This window comes from Pseudarthrobacter defluvii (assembly GCF_030816725.1).
In the GTDB taxonomy this organism is placed as follows: domain Bacteria; phylum Actinomycetota; class Actinomycetes; order Actinomycetales; family Micrococcaceae; genus Arthrobacter; species Arthrobacter defluvii_A.
Genome location: NZ_JAUSYG010000001.1, coordinates 294724 through 311950 on the forward strand (window position 1 = coordinate 294724; position 17227 = coordinate 311950).

At 65.3% G+C, this 17227-nt stretch carries 19 protein-coding genes; 5 read left to right on the forward strand and 14 right to left on the reverse strand.

Translation table 11 applies throughout. The features are described 5' to 3' along the window. Positions 1–32: 32 nt before the first annotated feature. Positions 33–938 carry a formyltetrahydrofolate deformylase gene (gene purU, locus QF031_RS01255; protein ID WP_307423004.1) on the reverse strand — a complete coding sequence of 302 codons (906 nt, stop codon included), beginning with the start codon at positions 936–938 and terminating at the stop codon, positions 33–35. Positions 939–1061: 123 nt separating this feature from the next. On the opposite strand from purU, the gene QF031_RS01260 reads away from it, so the two are divergent. Together QF031_RS01260 and QF031_RS01265 are read left to right on the forward strand one after the other, a co-directional pair. Continuing rightward, positions 1062–1742, forward strand: a complete 681-nt coding sequence (locus tag QF031_RS01260) for a GntR family transcriptional regulator (RefSeq protein WP_307423006.1) — start codon at positions 1062–1064, stop codon at positions 1740–1742. Positions 1743–1872: 130 nt separating this feature from the next. After that, the gene (locus QF031_RS01265; RefSeq protein ID WP_307423009.1) at positions 1873–2154 is read left to right on the forward strand and encodes a hypothetical protein; all 282 of its coding nucleotides are present in this window, start codon (positions 1873–1875) and stop codon (positions 2152–2154) included. Positions 2155–2250: 96 nt separating this feature from the next. On the opposite strand, the gene QF031_RS01270 is transcribed toward QF031_RS01265, so the two are convergent. From QF031_RS01270 to QF031_RS01305, 8 genes are all read right to left on the reverse strand, one after another. After that, on the reverse strand, positions 2251–4185 hold the full coding sequence (locus QF031_RS01270) for a BCCT family transporter (protein ID WP_307423012.1): 1935 nt from the start codon (positions 4183–4185) through the stop codon (positions 2251–2253). A 344-nt stretch (positions 4186–4529) separates the two neighbouring features. Beyond that, positions 4530–5339 (reverse strand): IclR family transcriptional regulator, encoded by an 810-nt coding sequence (locus QF031_RS01275; protein ID WP_307423015.1) that lies wholly within the window; start codon positions 5337–5339, stop codon positions 4530–4532. A gap of 82 nt (positions 5340–5421) precedes the next feature. Next, complete coding sequence (gene uraH, locus QF031_RS01280) at positions 5422–5760, reverse strand: hydroxyisourate hydrolase (protein WP_307423018.1); 339 nt, start codon at positions 5758–5760, stop codon at positions 5422–5424. After that, positions 5757–6254, reverse strand: coding sequence for a 2-oxo-4-hydroxy-4-carboxy-5-ureidoimidazoline decarboxylase (gene uraD / locus QF031_RS01285; RefSeq protein WP_307423021.1), 498 nt, complete (start codon positions 6252–6254; stop codon positions 5757–5759). Before uraD ends, uraH begins: the two co-directional genes overlap by 4 nt. 171 nt (positions 6255–6425) lie before the next feature. After that, positions 6426–6851, reverse strand: a complete 426-nt coding sequence (locus tag QF031_RS01290; protein ID WP_307423023.1) for an ATP-binding protein — start codon at positions 6849–6851, stop codon at positions 6426–6428. Continuing rightward, on the reverse strand, positions 6844–7176 hold the full coding sequence (locus QF031_RS01295) for an STAS domain-containing protein (RefSeq protein WP_307423025.1): 333 nt from the start codon (positions 7174–7176) through the stop codon (positions 6844–6846). Before QF031_RS01295 ends, QF031_RS01290 begins: the two co-directional genes overlap by 8 nt. Then, complete coding sequence (locus QF031_RS01300; protein ID WP_307423029.1) at positions 7176–9134, reverse strand: glycosyltransferase family 2 protein; 1959 nt, start codon at positions 9132–9134, stop codon at positions 7176–7178. The genes QF031_RS01295 and QF031_RS01300 overlap by 1 nt, the downstream gene beginning before the upstream one ends. Then, positions 9131–10243 (reverse strand): PP2C family protein-serine/threonine phosphatase, encoded by a 1113-nt coding sequence (locus QF031_RS01305; protein WP_307423032.1) that lies wholly within the window; start codon positions 10241–10243, stop codon positions 9131–9133. The genes QF031_RS01300 and QF031_RS01305 overlap by 4 nt, the downstream gene beginning before the upstream one ends. 244 nt (positions 10244–10487) lie before the next feature. Here QF031_RS01305 and QF031_RS01310 point away from each other — a divergent pair, with 244 nt between their 5' ends. Continuing rightward, positions 10488–10769 (forward strand): hypothetical protein, encoded by a 282-nt coding sequence (locus QF031_RS01310; protein ID WP_307423035.1) that lies wholly within the window; start codon positions 10488–10490, stop codon positions 10767–10769. A gap of 229 nt (positions 10770–10998) precedes the next feature. Here QF031_RS01310 and QF031_RS01315 read toward each other — a convergent pair whose 3' ends face one another. Beyond that, complete coding sequence (locus QF031_RS01315) at positions 10999–11571, reverse strand: GNAT family N-acetyltransferase (RefSeq protein ID WP_307423038.1); 573 nt, start codon at positions 11569–11571, stop codon at positions 10999–11001. A gap of 166 nt (positions 11572–11737) precedes the next feature. On the opposite strand from QF031_RS01315, the gene QF031_RS01320 reads away from it, so the two are divergent. Continuing rightward, on the forward strand, positions 11738–11941 hold the full coding sequence (locus QF031_RS01320; protein WP_307423041.1) for a hypothetical protein: 204 nt from the start codon (positions 11738–11740) through the stop codon (positions 11939–11941). A gap of 57 nt (positions 11942–11998) precedes the next feature. Then, positions 11999–13393: an MFS transporter gene (locus QF031_RS01325; protein ID WP_307423044.1), complete on the forward strand. Its 1395-nt coding sequence runs from the start codon at positions 11999–12001 to the stop codon at positions 13391–13393. A 66-nt stretch (positions 13394–13459) separates the two neighbouring features. Here QF031_RS01325 and bcp read toward each other — a convergent pair whose 3' ends face one another. From bcp to QF031_RS01345, 4 genes are all read right to left on the reverse strand, one after another. Further along, positions 13460–13939, reverse strand: coding sequence for a thioredoxin-dependent thiol peroxidase (gene bcp, locus QF031_RS01330; protein ID WP_307423046.1), 480 nt, complete (start codon positions 13937–13939; stop codon positions 13460–13462). A gap of 81 nt (positions 13940–14020) precedes the next feature. Beyond that, the gene (locus QF031_RS01335; protein ID WP_307423048.1) at positions 14021–14671 is read right to left on the reverse strand and encodes a winged helix-turn-helix domain-containing protein; all 651 of its coding nucleotides are present in this window, start codon (positions 14669–14671) and stop codon (positions 14021–14023) included. Positions 14672–14681: 10 nt separating this feature from the next. Beyond that, positions 14682–16025 (reverse strand): allantoinase AllB, encoded by a 1344-nt coding sequence (allB, locus tag QF031_RS01340; RefSeq protein ID WP_307423050.1) that lies wholly within the window; start codon positions 16023–16025, stop codon positions 14682–14684. Further along, positions 16018–17226, reverse strand: a complete 1209-nt coding sequence (locus tag QF031_RS01345) for a glycerate kinase (protein ID WP_307423053.1) — start codon at positions 17224–17226, stop codon at positions 16018–16020. Before QF031_RS01345 ends, allB begins: the two co-directional genes overlap by 8 nt. Position 17227 lies beyond the last annotated feature (1 nt).

Consider the following 17227-nt stretch of genomic DNA (forward strand, 5'->3'; position numbering starts at 1 on the left):
TTTACGGGTTCTGTCTGCGTGCGCGCCGGTGCTCACCGGAACACCACGGTGCTGGTCTGGTCCTTCAGCACCCTGTGCTGGCAGTGCCAGCGGACGGCGCGGGAGAGGGCCAGCGCCTCGGCGTCCTGGCCCACGGTGGACAGTTGCGCCGGGCCATAGGTGTGGTCCACGCGGATGACTTCCTGCTCGATGATCGGGCCCTCGTCCAGGTCCGCCGTGACGTAGTGGGCGGTGGCGCCCACCAGCTTGACGCCGCGGTCGTAGGCCTGGTGGTAGGGGCGGGCGCCCTTGAACCCGGGAAGGAAGGAGTGGTGGATGTTGATGGCCCGTCCTTCCAGTGCCCGGCAAAGGTCGTCCGAGAGCACCTGCATGTAGCGGGCCAGGACCACGAGGTCGGCCTCGTACTCATCCACCAGTTCCAGCAGCCGGCGCTCCGCATCGGCCTTGGTGTCCGGGGTGACGGGGACGTAGATGAAGGGGAGCCCGGCGGCTTCCGCCATCGCACGGTGGGTCTCGTGGTTGGAAACGACTGCCACCAGTTCGCCGCCCAGGCTGCCGCCGCGCCACCGGAAGATGAGGTCGTTGAGGCAGTGGCCGAACTTGGACACCATGACCAGGACGCGCTTGGGGGTCTGGTCGTGGAAGCTGAACTTCATGTCGAACCGGCTGGCGATGCCCGCGAACTCTTCCTCGAGCATGGCAGGCGTGTGGTTGGGGGAACCGGAGAACGCGGTGCGCAGGTGGAGTGTCTCGCGCAGGCTGTCGTCGAACTGCTGGTGCTCGTCGATGTTGAAGCCACGCTCGAACAGGAATGTGGTGACGGCTTGCACAATTCCTGCTTGCTCCTTGCAGGAAAGGGTCAGCACGAACTTCTGCGTCTGCTCTTCCTTGAGCGCCGGCAGGGTGATGGTTGCTGAGGTTGCTTCGATGAGGGTCATGCCCCTCCTCCTTCTAGATATATTCAAAAGTGACGGACTGATATATTAGATTGGGTGCCAGCGTATACTGGTCCATAGGCGAGGTCAATAGTTTTTTTCTGGTCGCGGAAGAAGGGGCTCAGCGTGGCATTCGAAGCTTTGGCGGTGGCGGACGACATGGGGAGGAAATCCCTGGCCGACGTCGCCTATGAGAGCATCCGCGACTGGTTGCTGACCCTTCAAATCAAACCCGGCGAGCTGCTGAACGACGAACTCCTGGCCAAGAACCTGGGTGTGGGGCGGACTCCGGTGCGCGAAGCCCTGAAGCGGCTGGAACTGGACCGGTTGGTGAAGACCTATCCCCGCAGGGGCACCTTCGCCACCAGGGTGGACGTGACTGACCTTTCCTTCATTTCGGAGATCCGCGCCCAGCTCGAGCCCCTCGCTGCGGCGCGTGCCGCACGGGTGGCTTCCCCTGCGGTCCGGGACGAGCTGCGTGCCACGCTCGAAAAGGTTGAGGCGTTCGATGTGTCGGCGGCAACCGTGACGGAGACACTGCAGCTGGATTCCCGGGTGCACCAGGGCATCTACGCCGCCGCTGCCAACCCGCACCTCGAGGACATCCTGATCCGCTATGACAACCTGGCGACGCGCATCTGGTGCATGGTCATCGACCGGCTGCCGGACTTGTCCCACCATGTTCGTGAACACCTCGATCTGCTCTGCGCCGTCATCGACGGGGATGAGGAGCGGGCCGCAGAACTTGCCCGCGTCCACGTCAGCGGATTCGAGCGTGCGGTCCGGGAGGCGCTTTTCAAAGCCTGACGGCATTTGTCCACGGGCACCTGTTGACACGAAGTGTGACCTGCACCATACACTGGGTCCAGATTGATATATCAATCAAATATCAGCGATTGGATTCGAGCGGCGACGCTGCCGGTGATCGGAGTGACCAGTGAATTCCCAGGCAACCCTTGAAGCCCAACCTGCGGCCACGGGCCTCGACCTCGAACAGGATGGGCAGGCCGGGGGTACGTCGAAAAAGGCTCTCGGCCTCCGGGCCGACTGGGCGCGCCTGCCCGGCCGCAGCGTGGAGGTGTGGTTGAAGGGGGAGCACGTGGCCAGCGGGGTGGTGGACCAGGCTGCCGAGGACGGCTCGGTGCTCTGGATAGCCGCCGAGGGCATCAGCACCCGGCGCATCTTCGACAAGTCATCCGGCTACCAAATCTGGGTTTAGCCCTCCCCGGCGCCTTGGGAGCTGCAGCTCCCAAGGCAGGCCATAACCATGGAGCCCCGGCGCTGCACGTGCCGGGGCTCCAGTCGTTCCACGTTGCTACCGCATGGCGGCCTTTTCCGGCTCCGGCTCTTCCACGTCCGGGCCTGTACCGGTGCAGTTTGTGCCTTGGGCGCATCCCTCGGCACATTCATGCTTTGTCACAAGCTCAAACTGGACACCCCGGTGCTGCTCGACACCGGTCCGGATAGCCCGCTCCACCACGGAGTCCGCCAACCGGCGGCGCAAGGAAAGAGGGTCCCTGCGCAGGTCCTTGGTGAGGGCGAAGCAGAGCAGCAGCATGACGATGACGAAGGGCAGGGCCGCGACGATGGTGATCCGCTGCAGCCCTGATAACGCTTCGGAGGGCTTGTCACCGCCCGCCAGAAGCATGACGGCGGCCACGGCGCCGGTGAGTGCACCCCAGAAAATGACCAGGGCGCGCTTGGGGTCGGAACTGCCGTTGGAGCTCAGCGACGCCATGATCAGGGAGGCGGAGTCGGCGCCGGTGATGAAGAAAATTGCCACCAGGACCATGGCCAGGACGATCACGGCCGCAATCATCCACCCGGGCAGGGGGAGGTTCTTCACCAGGTTGAACAGGGCGCCGTCAAAATCGATGGTTCCTTTGCCGTCGGTGACGGTCATCAGGCCAGGAGTGCCGGCTTTGTCCGCTTCCTGCTGGATATGGAAGGCGGTACCGCCGAAGATGCCGAACCAGATGACACTGACAACACTGGGGACCAGCAGTACGCCGGTGACGAACTGACGGATGGTCCGGCCCCGGCTGATCCGTGCGATGAACATGCCCACAAAGGGCGTCCAGGAGATCCACCAGGCCCAGTAGAAGATGGTCCAGCCGGACATCCAGGTCCGCAGGGCTTCATCGCCCACGGCTTCGGTCCGGGAGGACATTTCGGCCAGGTCCCGCAAGTAGTCGCCGACCGCCGAGGGGATCAGATTGAGGATGAAAAGAGTGGGGCCAGCCACGAACACGATGGCGGCGAGGACCACCGCAAGTACCATGTTGACGTTGGACAGCCACTGTATTCCGCGGCTGATGCCGGACACGGCGGACGCGATGAAGCACGCCGTCAGGATCGCCACGATGCCCACGAGCACGGGTGTTCCAATCTCGCCTGTCCAGCCGTTGGAGGTGAAGCCGCTGCCAATCTGCAGGGCGCCGAGACCCAGTGACGCGGCGGTGCCGAAGAGGGTGGCGAAGATGGCCAGGATGTTGATGACCTTGCCCACCGGCCCCTCTACGGTCCTGATGCCGAACAATGAGGTGAAAGCAGTGGAGATCAGTTGCCTGCGTCCCAGCCGGTAGGTGCCGTAGGCCATGGCAATGCCCACCACCGCGTACATGGCCCAGGGGTGCAGGGTCCAGTGGAAGATCGAAGTCGCCATGGCCGTCTGGATGGCTGCGGGGGTGCGGCCGTCAACGGTCCCGGGCGGGGGAGAGACGAAGTGGTACAGCGGCTCGGCCACTCCGTAAAACATCAGGCCGATGCCCATTCCGGCGGCGAACATCATGGCGATCCACGACACTGTTCGGAATTCGGGTTTCTCGCCGTCCTTGCCGAGCGGAATGTTGCCGAACTTGCCCAGGGCCAACCACAGGACGAAGACGACGAACAGGGACGCGAGGACCATGAAGAGCCAGCCGGTGTACTCCATGACCCAGTCCAGGGCGTCCTTTGAAGTGGTGGCCAGGCTGTCCTTGTCGGCAAACCCCCACACCACGAAGGCCAAGGCAATGGCGCCGGTGATGCCGAACGTTGCCTTGTCCAGCGTCAGCTTCCGGTTGCGGCGCTGGGAGACGGCCTGCTCCCTGTTGCTTTGCCTCAGTTCCTCCAGAATCTGCTCGTGTTCGTTGACGGCGGGAAGGGCCGCCGTCGCTTCCTTTTGATAGGCGTCCAACGGCTCGGGGGAAACGTCCCCTGACGGCGGCACTTTTGGCTTGGCGGAGCTCAGGTCACTGTTAATGGCCATGAAAGCGGGTCCTTTGGCTAGTCCATGGGCTTGCGTTTAGTGCTGGCTGTGGGCAGCGCAATCCGAAGAGGAATTGCCGGTTGGCCCGGGCGCCAGCGGGGTCAGGGTCTTTAGCCCTGTGGGGGAGGTGTTCCGCAAAGATCAACAGAGTTCGCGCTAAGCAACAAGAGTGCTGTACGTCACTTTCAAAGTCAAGGATGCCGTGCCGTGAACCCTTTTTACGCGGAATATATGTCGGTCAAGCCCCGCTGCGTGAAGTGCACTTTGTTCCGGCACCGCTAAGACGGCAATGACCCCGGGTCCAAACGAACCCGGGGTCATTGCCGTGTTGAATCTGGCGGCTCTCAGCGATGCGTGTAACCCATGTTGGCGCTGACTTTGAGTCCCGCGTCCTTGAGGGTTTTCAGCAGGCCCGGGATCTTCTCCGGGTCGAACCGGAATGCCGGCCCCGAAATGCTGAGGGCACCGATCACGACGCCTTGGTGGTTGTAGACGGGCACTGCCACGGCATTCAGGCCGATCTCGAACTCCTCCCGCACCACCGCATACCCCTTGGCCGCTACCTCGAGCAGCTGTGCGTCCAGCTCCTTGCGGGAGGTAATGGTGCGTGCGGTGCGGGCAGTCAGGCCCGTCTCCTTCAAAATGCGGTCCCGGTGGTCCGCCTCCAGCGCCGCCAGGAGGACCTTGCCGCTGGAGGTCGCGTGCAGCGGGGTCAGGCTTCCCACCCAGTCGTAGGTGGCCAGGGTGGACGGGCCCATGGCCTGGTCCACGTTTACGGCGTAGTTGGAGCGCAGGACAGCCAGGTTGACGGTTTCCTTGAACTCTTCCGCCAGGCTCTCCAGGACGGGCCTCGCCTCGCGGACCAGGCTCAGGCGGCCGGGAATGGAGCTGGCCAGGCGAAGAATTCCAAAACCGAGCTGGTACTTGCCCCGTTCACTGTTTTGGTGGACCATCTCGCGCGTGACCAGCGAACCCATCAGCCGGGACACGGTGGACTTGTGGATCCCCATTTCCTCGGCTATTTCGCTTACACCCGCATGTCCCTCCCGGGCCAGGATCTCCAGGACGGTCAGGGCCCGCTCCACGGACTGCACGCCGCCGGACTGTCCGCCTTCCGCCTCGGTATCGGATTCAGTGTCTCTATTCGAAGCCATACTTCCTGATCCTATGCCGGTTAATGTGATGGCCGTGACATTCGGGCAGGCCGGCTGGGCTGCGGCAGCCCGGGAGGGCCCGCTAGCTGCCGCGGTAGGTGGAGTACGCGAACGGGCTCAGGAGCAGGGGCACGTGGTAGTGCTCGGGGCCCGTGACTTCGAAGACGAGGTCCACTTCCGGGAAAAATGTCTGCGTCTGCAGGCCCGCGTAGTAGGCGCCCGTGGCGAAGTTCAGTTTGTAGTTTCCGGGTTCCAGCTGCTCCGGTCCCAGGTCCTTGGCCCGGCCGTCCGCGTCGGTGCTGGAGGTTGCCAGCTCACGCCAGGCGCCGCCGTCGTGCCGTGAAAGGACGACGGCGACGCCCGCCGCCGGGCGCCCGGCGCCGGTGTCAAGGATGTGGGTGGTCACATGGGAGACGCTCATTCGCTGATCAGTCCTTCGAGCCGGAGTACGGCGATTTCGCGCAGCTGCTGGGCCACGATGCTGTCTTCTTCTTCGGGGGAGTTGGTGAGCCGCTGGTTCAGCGCCGCCAGGATGTCCTGCGCGCTGCGTCCGGCTGCCCGGATCAGGAAGACGCGGCCGAACTTCTCCTCGTACTCCCGGTTCCCGCGTGCCAGGGCGTCGGTAACAGCAGTATCTTCCGGGTCCACCCCGGCCTGCTCGGAACGGGACATGGACGCCTCGGTGCTGGCCGCCGTCGGGCGTTCCCCGATCCTGGGGTGGTGGGCCATGGCGGATTCCACCTCGGCCGGGGTAAACGGGGTGGCGGCCTGGGCGGCGAACTCCAGGAGCTCATTGCGGCCGGCGAAGGGCCGGGCTCCGGCCACCGCCTCCACCCAGCGGCTGATGTCGATGCAGGGCCGAAGGGTGGCCTGGGCGGCGGCGGAATCCGCGCTGTTGAATTCGGCAAGCTTCATGCTGGTCGTAATCCTTGAAGGTGATGCTGGCATCCATGGTGACGGCTATGCGGAGGCCGGAGTACCCGGCGCCTGTCCGGCACGGCAGGCTTCCGCATCATGGAACTGTTATTTCAGCATACGTAATATTCAAGTGCAGGCACGTTGCCCTGTCAAGCGGTCCCGCAGACCCTAATCCTCCGATGAGGTCCGGGATAGAACCCAGGTGTTGGTGCCGTCCTGCCGCTCGAACGTCACCGTGGTTACCAGCGCCTCGATCAGTGCCAGGCCGCGCCCGGATTCGGCGTCCTCGCCCGGCGTGGCCGGCTCCATGGGGCCGAACGGCGGCTTGGCGTAGTAGGCGCTGACCCGCGCCTGCAGCAGAGCCGGTTGCACGGTGGTATCCACACCCAGTTCCACCTCCCTTTCCCCGGCCGGCTGGGCGTGCTGGACGATGTTGGACGCGGATTCGATGACCGCCGTCGTGAACGTCATCTGGTCCATCTCGTTGACGAAGGGAACGTCGAGCCAGAGGCTGTCGAGGTCGTTGTGGACATCCTCGATGGCGTCCTCTGCCGCGGGTCCCCGGAAGCTGCGCGAAGCCAGGACCTCAGTCATTGCTGAACGCCTCCCCGGCCGTCGGGTAGGCGGTGAGGACCTTGTCCATGCTGGTCAGCTTCAGGACCATGTTGACCTGTGGCTGCACCGCCGCGATCCGCAGGTCACCGCCGGCCTGGCGGGCAGCCTTCAGGCAGCCGATCAGTGCGCCCAGGCCCGAGGAGTCCATGAACGCGGTGTTTTCCAGGTTCACCACGATCCGGTTGGATCCTCCCGCGATCACATCCGTCACGAACTCGCGCAGCTTGGGCGCGGAGACCATGTTGAGCCGCCCATCCGCCTTGACCTCCGCGTACGAGTCTTTGACCTCATAACTGAACTCCATCAGGATTCCTCTCTGTTTGCAGGTGCTGCGGCCGGCTCATATCCCTTGTAGAGGACGGCGCGGACCAGGATGCTCATGACCACCAGGTCAAAGACCACCCACACGACATTGACCAGAGTGCCCAGCGGTTCCGCCAGGCCGGTCACCAGGCGGGCAATTCCGACGACGGCGGCCAGCGCCAGCAGCGCGGACACCACAACCTGGGGCCGGATGAGGCTCCAGCTGGGTCCCCCGCTTTGGCGCGCCTTGGGGGTGACGGCAAAGCCCAGGGGACGGCCGAACCAGACATTCCGGGCCGCCGTCGTGCATGCTTTGATCCAGGTGGGGAACAGCGCAAGGCTGTACTGCTGGCCGCGCCACGTGGGGATGCCCCGGCCCGCCACGGCAAACAGCAGCTGGTTGACCACCATGAACGGGATGAACCGGATGAAGAAGTCCCAGCTGAGGCTGCTGACCGGCAGGATGCCCAGCAGCAGGTAGATGATGGGGGCCGCGAAGTAGATGACCGCTGCGAACCCGCTGAGGTAGGTCCACATGGTGGCAAAGTACATCAGGCGCTGGCCCAGCTTGAGGCCCTTCTGCACCAGCGGGTTCTCCCGCAGCAGCACCTGGATGGTGCCCTGGGCCCAGCGGAGACGCTGCGTCAGCATGGTCGCTATGTCTTCCGGCGCCAGGCCATAGGCCAGGATTTCGTGGTGGTAGACGCTCTCCCAACCCATGGCGTGCATGCGCATGGCGGTGGCCATGTCCTCGGTGACGGAGATGGTGGCCAGGGGCATGACGGGCTGGGCCTCGTTGCTGCGTTCCACGGTCAGGGCGTCCAGGACGGCCTGGACGGATTCCAGGGCGCCCAGCGGGGACCAGTCGCGGGCGGACATCCGCTGGACGGCGTCGTCCGCCACCACCGGGACGCCGGATTCGCCCACGTGCGCCAGTTCCATGGCGGCGATTTCCTTGAGGTCTGCCTGCAGGGCTGCGACGTCGGCCTGGACCAGGGTCTGGACGGCGGCGTCCACGCGGCGCCGGACCCGGTAAGTGACCTCGCTGAGGGGCCGGCCGGCGTCCACTTCCTCCTGGGCTTCGCCGGTGGCGGCCTCCACCTCGTCCAGGACCTCCGCCACCAGGGGTGACTCCACGTCCGCGGACTTCCGGGCCTGCTTGATGGCTGCCCGGGATGCGGCCAGCGCGCGGCGGATGCTCTTCTCGGTCTCCTTGACGTAGCCCACCAGGCCCAGCTGCATCAGGGCCTCGCGGCGAAGGATGGCGTTGGAGCCGCAGAAGAAGGCGGCGTTCCAGCCGTCCTTGCCCTGCTGGATGGGGCCGTAGAACAGCGGTGCCTGGCTGCCGAGCGGATCGTCGGCGGGTACGTTGCTGAAGTACTGCGGGGTCTGGACCAGGGCAACGCGGCGGTTGTTGAAGTAGCCCAGGGTCTTTTCCAGGATGTCCGGCTCCGGGATCTGGTCCGCGTCCAGGATCAGCAGGAACTCGCCGTGGGTGACCATGAGGGCGTTGTTCAGGTTGCCGGCCTTGGCGTGGCGGGGCAGGTCCTTGGTCCAGTCCCCGCTCCGGGTGACGTAGCCCAGGCCGTGCTGTTCGCACAGGTCCTTGAGTTCCGGCCGGGCGCCGTCGTCCAGTATCCAGGTGCTGTGCGGGTGCCGGATTTTCTGGGCCGCAGGGGCGGTGGTCAGGACCATGTCCAGGTCTTCGTTGTAGGTGGTGATGAAGACGTCCACGGTGGCATCGTGCGGTGGCTGCGGCGCACCCTTGCGGATCTTCAGCTTCCACACCGTCATGCCGAAAAGCATGACGTCGATGAGGCTGTAAGTTTCTGCCACCACCAGGGGGAGGGCAATCCACCAGGCATCCCAGTTGAGGGACGCCGCCCATCGCCAGGCGATGTAGTTCAGGCCGGTCAGGACGGTCAGCACCACCACCAGGCGGGTCCAGAAGCGGGTCACTCGGCCACCTCCGCGCGGAGCCGGCGGACCACAACCACTGTCACGTCATCTTCGGTGGTTTCGGCCGGGGCGAGGGCGAGGATTGAGGTGCTGGCTTCCTGCGCTGAACCGGCCGCCTGCGTGGCCTGCTGGACAGCGTCGGTGAAGTCTTCTACCGACTCAAAGACGTCCAGTATGCCGTCGCTGACTACCACCAGGGAATCGCCCTCGGCCAGTTCCAGCTCTGCCTTCGGCCACTGGGTCCCCGGCCAGGCGCCCACCGGTGGCCCGCCCGTGGGGAGGCGGTTCGCCGGGCCCACGGGCTGGACGTGCAGCGCAAGGCCGTGTCCGGCGTCGACATAGCTGACCTTGCCGGACGCTGCGTCCAGTCGGGCGTGGAAAAGGGTGACGAAGGAGTTGGAGGAGTCCAGGTCCGCAGCGATCGCCTTGCTGGCTGAGGCGAACCCGGCGTCGAGGTCCTGGCGCAGGCCGGTGGAGCGCATGACGGCTCGGACGGTGGCAGCGATCAGTGCCGCGCCCATGCCCTTGCCCATGGCGTCGGCGAAGGTCAGGTGGAGTCCGTCCGGGGTTTGGTACCAGTCGTAGAAATCACCGCCCACGTTGCGGGAGGGCCGGAAGAGGCCTGCAACGTCGTAGCCGTCCACACGGATGTCCTCCTTGGGCAAGAGGCTTTGCTGCACCTCCGTGGCGCGTTCCAGTTCGCCCCGGGCAGCGGATTCGGCCGCGGGGGAAGGCCGCCGCCGGAACAGGGCATTGATCCTGGACTGGAGTTCGCGGGGGCTGAAAGGCTTGCTGATGTATTCGTCGGCGCCGTTATCCAGGCCGGTCAGTTTGTCGAGTTCGTCTGCCCGGGCGGTGAGCATCACAATGAAGGCGTCCGAGAACTCCCGCAACAGCTTGCACACCTCCAGTCCGTCAAGGTCCGGGAGGTTCAGGTCCAGTGTCACCAGGTCCGGCTTGCGGCGGCGGACCTCCTCCACGCCCGGCAGGCCGGCGCCCGCATGGGTCACATCGAAGCCCTGCTTGACCAGGACGCGGACCAGCAGTCCGCGGATGTCCGGGTCATCTTCGATGACAACCGCACGGCGGGATTCGGAGGGAGAGACCATAGCTCTACTTCTACAGTATTAAGGTGCACAGGGCATGTCTTAGGCTTCACAGTTTCCGGTGACTTCGCTGACAGGTGCAAATGCAGGACGACGCACCCAGCAGATCTTGCGGAAATCTTGGCGCCTGCTTGCCGGGACGTTGAGGAACGCCGGTCACACTCGAAGGACGGCAGCAACTCTCCAGGCAACAGGGTACGACGACGATCCGCGGAGGCTGCACGGCTTGCGGAAGGCGGGGAAGCCAATGGAATATGTCAAAAGGAACGGGACGGACAAAGCCAAGGCGCTGCTGCGCGTCCTATTCCACTCCCGGAAGGTGCGCGCCGCTGCCAGGGAACTTGAGCATGCGCTGGCCGAATCGCGGGAGGTATCGAGCTGGCCCGGGGACCGGCTGCAGGTGGGGGAGGACATGTCCAGGCAGGTGGAAAGGCTTACCCACAGGCTCAAGCTGGAGACCGAAGCGCACCACCGGCTCGAAGTCCTCTTCAAAACTGCGGGTGGAGGGCATTCCATAGCGGCGCTCTAAATGCCACACTTAGTCCAATCGATTGGCTGGGGGATACCAGGTCAGGAGATTGCGGTGGGTGCTTTGGCAGGTTGGGCGTACCTTTTGGCGGGGCTGATGACCATGGACGCGTTGCTTCTGGCGTTGTGGGCCATGGAGGTTGACTGGGGCAAGTACTGGCGCCGGAAGTAGGGGCGCCACCAAAGTAGGGACGCCACAGATAGGTTCAGGGTTCCGTTGAAGCCGCTGCCTACGGCAGTTCCAGCCGCATCAGCACCCGTGGAAAGCCGTTCAGCACCGAGGCGGTGTCCGCGGCCTTCGTGAAGCCTGCGTCTTCGAAAAGTTTGCGTGTTCCAACATAGGCCATGGTGAGGTCCACTTTGCTGCCGCCGTTATCTACGGGATAGCCCTCGACGGCGGGTGCCCCATAGGAACGTGCCATGTCCACGGCGCCGGCCACGAGCTGGTGCGAGATGCCCTTTCCGCGGTGGCCGGGGCGGACCCGGAGGCACCAAACCGACCAGACATCCTTGTCGTCAACGTGCGGGATCTTACGGTTGCGCGCGAAACTGGTCTCCGCCCGCGGGTGGACTGCCGCCCACCCGACTGGTTCGCCGCCGTCGTAGGCCAAGACTCCGGGCGGCGGATCCTGGGCTACCAGCTGCCTGACAAGCTCCCCGCGCTCCTCTCCCCGGAGAGACACGTTCTGCTTCGACGGAATGCGGTAGCTCAGGCACCAGCAGACCGTGGCGTCGGGCCGTTTGGGACCAACCAGCGTTTTGACGTCCTCAAAGTCCGTGGCTGGGCCCACCTCGATCACCATGCGGCCATCCTGTCACCGGGCTGGACGCGGCACAACGTCCGGCGTGATCCTGGCGGGTGGTAGTCGCAGCTCCCTGCGCGACTGCTTTGCTACAGAAAGGTACGGTGGCGAAGGAGCAGCGGTAAACTGGGCAACCAAGCAACGGCAGGAAGGCACGGCAGGTTCAATGGGCGAAAAACTGCACCTCACCCCGGAAGACCAATTTCCGGAGGACCTGGTATCCGTATCGGACAACGAGCTACAGGTCCTGGACAGTCGGATCCAGCGTCAGCTTGACCACGAAATGGTGGTCGACGGTGAGTCGAACCGCGAAACTGAGTTCCGCCACTATGAGCTGGATGAGGAATTCCAGGACCGCGACAAGCGCTGACGCATTCACTGATTCTGACCGTGTCCGTGCGGCCGGGGCGTCACTACACTGGGACGCATGACCCAGCAGGAACCGGGCAACGCCGCTGCGGATCCAGGAACCTCGGACACTTCCGTAAGAGGCCCGGCTGAGCGTGCCCGCACTTTCGCTGCCATCCTGGTCAACACCGCCCTGGCCAACATCACCACCAGCTACCTGTGGTTCGCTCTGACGTTCTGGCTGTACCTGGAGACGCGCAATGTGATCGCCACCGGGGTGGTGGGCGGCGCCTACATGCTTCTGATTGCCTTGTCCAGCATCAGCTTCGGCACGTTCGTGGACCGCTACCGGAAGCTGGCAGTCATGCGCTTTGCTGCCGGCTTCAGCCTGGTGATGTTCGTCCTGTCCGGGGTGATGTTCCTGCTCACGCCTGCGGCCTCATTGCTGGACCTGGGGCAGCCGTGGTTCTGGATCTTCACCTTGATCATCCTGATTGGTGCCGTGGTGGAAAACCTGCGGAACATCGCCTTGTCCACCACCGTCAGCATCCTCATCGAGCCTGAACGCCGCGCCAATGCCAACGGGTTGGTGGGGATGGTGCAGGGGCTGATGTTCATCGTCACCTCCCTGCTGTCCGGATTGTCCGTCGGGTTGCTGGGCATGGGGTGGACCATCGCCGTAGCACTGGTGCTCACTGCGCTGGCCGCGGCGCATCTATTGACCCTGCGGATGCCTGAGGAGCTGCGGGCGGCGGCCACTGACGCCCATGGCGGATTCGACCTTCGGGGCTCGTGGAGGGCGGTGCTGGCCATCTCGGGGCTGTTCGCCCTGATCCTGTTTTCCACGTTCAACAATTTCATCGGCGGCGTCTACATGGCGCTGATGGATCCGTACGGGCTGGAGATGTTTTCGGTGGAGATGTGGGGCGCGGTGTTTGCGATCGGGTCCACTGGGTTCATCATCGGCGGTGCCCTGATTGGCAAGTTCGGGCTCGGGGCCAACCCGCTGCGCACCCTGCTGATAGCCGTGGCGGCCATGGGGGTGCTCGGTGCGGTCTTTACGCTGCGCGAATGGGCCTGGCTCTACATCCTGGGAATCTGGCTGTACCTGGTGCTGGTCCCGTTCGTGGAGGCGGCGGAGCAAACCGTCATCCAGCGGGTGGTGCCGCTGGAGCGGCAAGGACGCGTCTTTGGCTTCGCCATGGCGTTTGAGTCCGCCGCGGCACCGGTCACGGCGTTCGTCATTGCTCCCGTTGCCCAGTTCTGGATCATCCCTTATGCGAGGTCCGCGGACGGTGCCGCCGTCCTGGCGCCGCTCCTGGGTGAGGGAACCTCCCGGGGAATAGCCCTGGTGTTCCTCGTGGCGGGGCTCATCATGATTGCGGCCGCCCTGCTGGCCTTCCTGACCCCGGTTTACCGCCGGGTCTCTGCGTCTTATGCGCAGGTGGCGGCAGAGACAAAGGCCGCAGGTTAAACACCGGACGCCCCAGCATTATGTGCTGGGGCGTCCGGGGAAAAGCTGCAGGAAGTGATGGAGGGTTTAGAGTCCCAGGGCTTCCTTGAGGCGGGCAACGTGGCCGTCGGCCTGGACCTGGTACTGGGCCAGGGTCACGTTTCCTTCAGGGTCCACCACAACCGTGGAGCGGACGATGCCTTCGTGGATTTCGCCGTGGACCAGCTTTTCGCCCCAGGCGCCATAGGCCAGGGCAACCGCGTGGTCGGGGTCGGAGAGCAGCGGGAAGGTCAGGGAGAAGTCGCCGCTGAAGCCGGCCAGGGCTTCCTGAGCGTCGGGGGAGACGCCCACAACCTCATAGCCCTTGCCCTGCAGGGAGGCGAGGCTGTCGCGGAAGTCGCAGGCCTCGGTGGTACAGCCAGGGGTAGCGGCCTTCGGGTAGAAGTACACAATGACGTTCTTGCCGCGGTAATCGGCCAAGGAGGTCTCCCGGCCCTGGGCGTCCCGGAGGGTGAAATCAGGAGCCGGGGTGCCGGGCTGAAGCTTGGTGGTCAGGGTGGGGCTCATGGCGTTCCTTTGTAAGACTCGGTCAGTGATGGCCAAACATCAAGTGAAGCGGGTTGCCGCTTACTCATACAAACCAGCGCGTCATATGCAGTATTCCGCAGGTCCCCGAACGGCCGCGTGCGGGCCCGGGACAAACTGGTATCCGCCCCCGCGCACGGTGGCGACGGAATGGCGGGCATTGCCCAGTTTCTTGCGGATCCGGCCCACGTAGACGTCGATGGAACGTGCGGTGGCGCCGGGAAAATCCAGCGATTCCAGGAACTCCTGCAGTTCCTCGCGGCCTACTGTGCGGGACAGGTGGGTCACCAGGTAGCGCAGCACCTTGTATTCGACGCCGGTCAGCGCCACCGGCCGGCCGTCCAGCAGGACGGTCTCGGCGGCAAGGTCCACGGCCACCCGGCTGACGGGGCCGGCCGACGGCGGCAGGCGCGTGCCGCCGTCGTCCTCTGCAAGTGCCGGGCCGGCTGCCTCCGCCGCGGAAGGAAACGGAGAGGAGTCGGCTACGGCTCCCTCCGCGGCGGACGTGGGGGCTCCGGCGGCAGGCCAATGGACTTCCGCCTCCGGAGCAGTTTCGAGGGCCCGTTGGAGGACCATTTGGGCGGCGTGGCGCAGGAGTTCCGGGCTGGTTCCTTCGGCTGGAACCACCCATACGGCGAGGCCGCGGGCAGCGGCCTTGCGTGAGACAAATCCTGGCCGGCCCCCCGCCCCCGGATAGTGCGCTTCCACTGCCATGGCGCGCCCTTTATACGCCGCCGCGGCGGATCAGCCTGCCCGTGGGGGTCTGGCCGTCCACTGCGGCGCCGCGGAGGAAGGTCTTGCGCACCACGCCGGACAATGCCTTGCCGTCATAAGGCGTGATGGGGTTCTTGTGCTTGAGCTTGGACACGTCCACCACGAACGCCTCGTCGGGGGCGAAGACGGCGAAGTCGGCGTCGTAGCCCAAAGCCAGCTGGCCCTTGTTGGTGAGCCGGGCCAGGTTGGCGGGCTTCTCTGCCATCCAGGACACCACCTGTTCCAGCGGGATGCCGCGGTGCCGTGCTTCCGTCCAAATCAGGGACAGGCCCAGCTGCAGGGACGAGACGCCGCCCCAGGCCACGGCGAAGTCGCCGTTTTCCAGGTCCTTGAGGTCCAGCGTGGAGGGGGAGTGGTCCGAGACGATGCAATCGATGGTGCCGTCCTGCAGGCCCTGCCACAGCAGTTCACGGTTGGAGGCCTCACGGATGGGCGGGCAGCACTTGTAGGCGGTGGCGCCGTCCGGGATTTCCTCGGCCATCAGAGTCAGGTAGTGCGGGCACGTCTCCACGGTGAGCTTGACGCCGTCGCGCTTGGCGCTGGCAATCATGGGCAGTGCGTCCGACGACGACAGGTGCAGGATGTGCGCACGCGCACCGGTCCAGCGGGCCCGTTCGATAACCTCTGCGATGGCCTTGTTCTCGGCGCCGCGGGGGCGGGAGGCGAGGAAGGTTTCGTAGTGGTCGCCGCCGGGGTGGGGTGCGCGGTCGATGGCGTGCGAGTCCTCGGCGTGGACGATCATGAGCGAGTCGAAGGACTTCAGCTCCGCCATGTCCTCTTCCATCTCGTCCGCATCCAGGTGCGGGAATTCGTCCACGCCGGAGTGCAGGAGGAAGCACTTGAAGCCGAAAACGCCTTCGTCGTGCAGGGGGCGCAGGTCCGCCTTGTTGCCGGGGATGGCGCCGCCCCAGAACCCGACGTCGATGAAGGCCTGGTCCTCGGCCACCTCGCGCTTGAGCTTGAGGTTCTCCACCGTGGTGGTGGGCGGGACGGAGTTCAGCGGCATGTCGATGATGGTGGTGACGCCGCCGGCCGCAGCTGCGCGGGTGGCGGAGGCGAAACCTTCCCATTCGGTGCGGCCGGGTTCGTTGACGTGGACGTGGGTGTCGACCAATCCCGGGAGCAGGGTTTCATCATCGGCGAGTTCGATGACCTCGGCGCCGGCCAGGCCATTGCCCAGCGGCTCAATGGCCACAATCTTGCCGTTGCGCACGCCCACCTCCCGCGGGGCGATGCCGGCGGTGGTCAGGATGCGCCGGCCCCGGATGACCAGGTCAAAACGTTCTTCAGACACGGAGGTCCTCCTTGGTACTTGCGGCGGCAGTCCTGTCGGCTGCCAGCTCCGCACTGATCTGGGTGCCCAGTTGCTCCAGCAGCGGTCCTGCCTCTGCTATGCACCTGTTTACATCGGTTTCGAGCGCCGTCAAAGCATGAATGTCCTCGAAGCCGGCGGCTTCAGCCTGGCCCTGGTCCAGCGTGGTCCGGCCGCAGACGGCGATGACCGGAACGCCCTGGGCTGCCGCCGCGCGGGCAACACCCATGGGGGTCTTGCCGAGCAGGCTTTGCTCGTCCAGACTGCCTTCGCCGGTGATCACCAGGTCGGCGCCGGCCAGGCGGTCCGCCAGCCCCGTGAATTCAAGGACGACGTCGATGCCTGGCCGCCGCGTTGCGGCCAGGACGGCGATGGCGGCGTAGCCCACGCCGCCGGCTGCCCCGGCTCCGGGAGCTTCGGCTGCCTTGACGGCGCGGAATCCGATTTCCCTGGCCAGGACTTCGACAAACCTGGCCAGGGCGGCGTCGAGCATGCCGACGTCTTGGTGTGTGGCGCCCTTCTGCGGACCGAACACCGCCGCAGCGCCCTGGGCGCCCAGCAACGGGTTGTCCACGTCGGATGCCAGCACAAAGCGGGTGTCCACCAGGCGGGGCTCGAAATCCGTGAAGTCGATGCTGTGCAGGTTTGCCAGAGCCGCCCCACCCGGCGGAAGTTCGTTGTTCCTGCTGTCGAGGAGCCTGGCGCCGAGCCCCTGAAGGAGCCCCGCACCGCCGTCGGTATTGGCACTGCCGCCCACGCCGAGGATAATCCTCCGGGAGCCGGCGTCGAGCGCTGCCCGGATGAGCTGGCCGGTCCCAAGGCTGCTGGCCGCGGTGGCATCCGTGGAGTCCGGGCGACCGCCCTTCCGGACGCTTGGCACCAGGGCGAGCCCGGATGCGGCGGCCATCTCGATGACTGCCTCATGCCCGCGGACCGCGAACTCGGCCTCGACAGGCTGCCCGGTGGGGCCGCTGACCGTTGCCGTGCGGCGGGTGAAGCCGGAGCCGACGGCGGCGTCGAGGGTGCCCTCGCCGCCGTCGGCCACCGGAATCCGGACCACGTCCAAAGGATTGTTCGCTGCTGCCGCCGCCCACTTTGCCCTAAGGCCCGTTTCCAGGTGCCTGCACACCTCCGGGGCTGACAGCGATCCCTTGAACTTGTCCGGGGCAATCACGATCCGCATG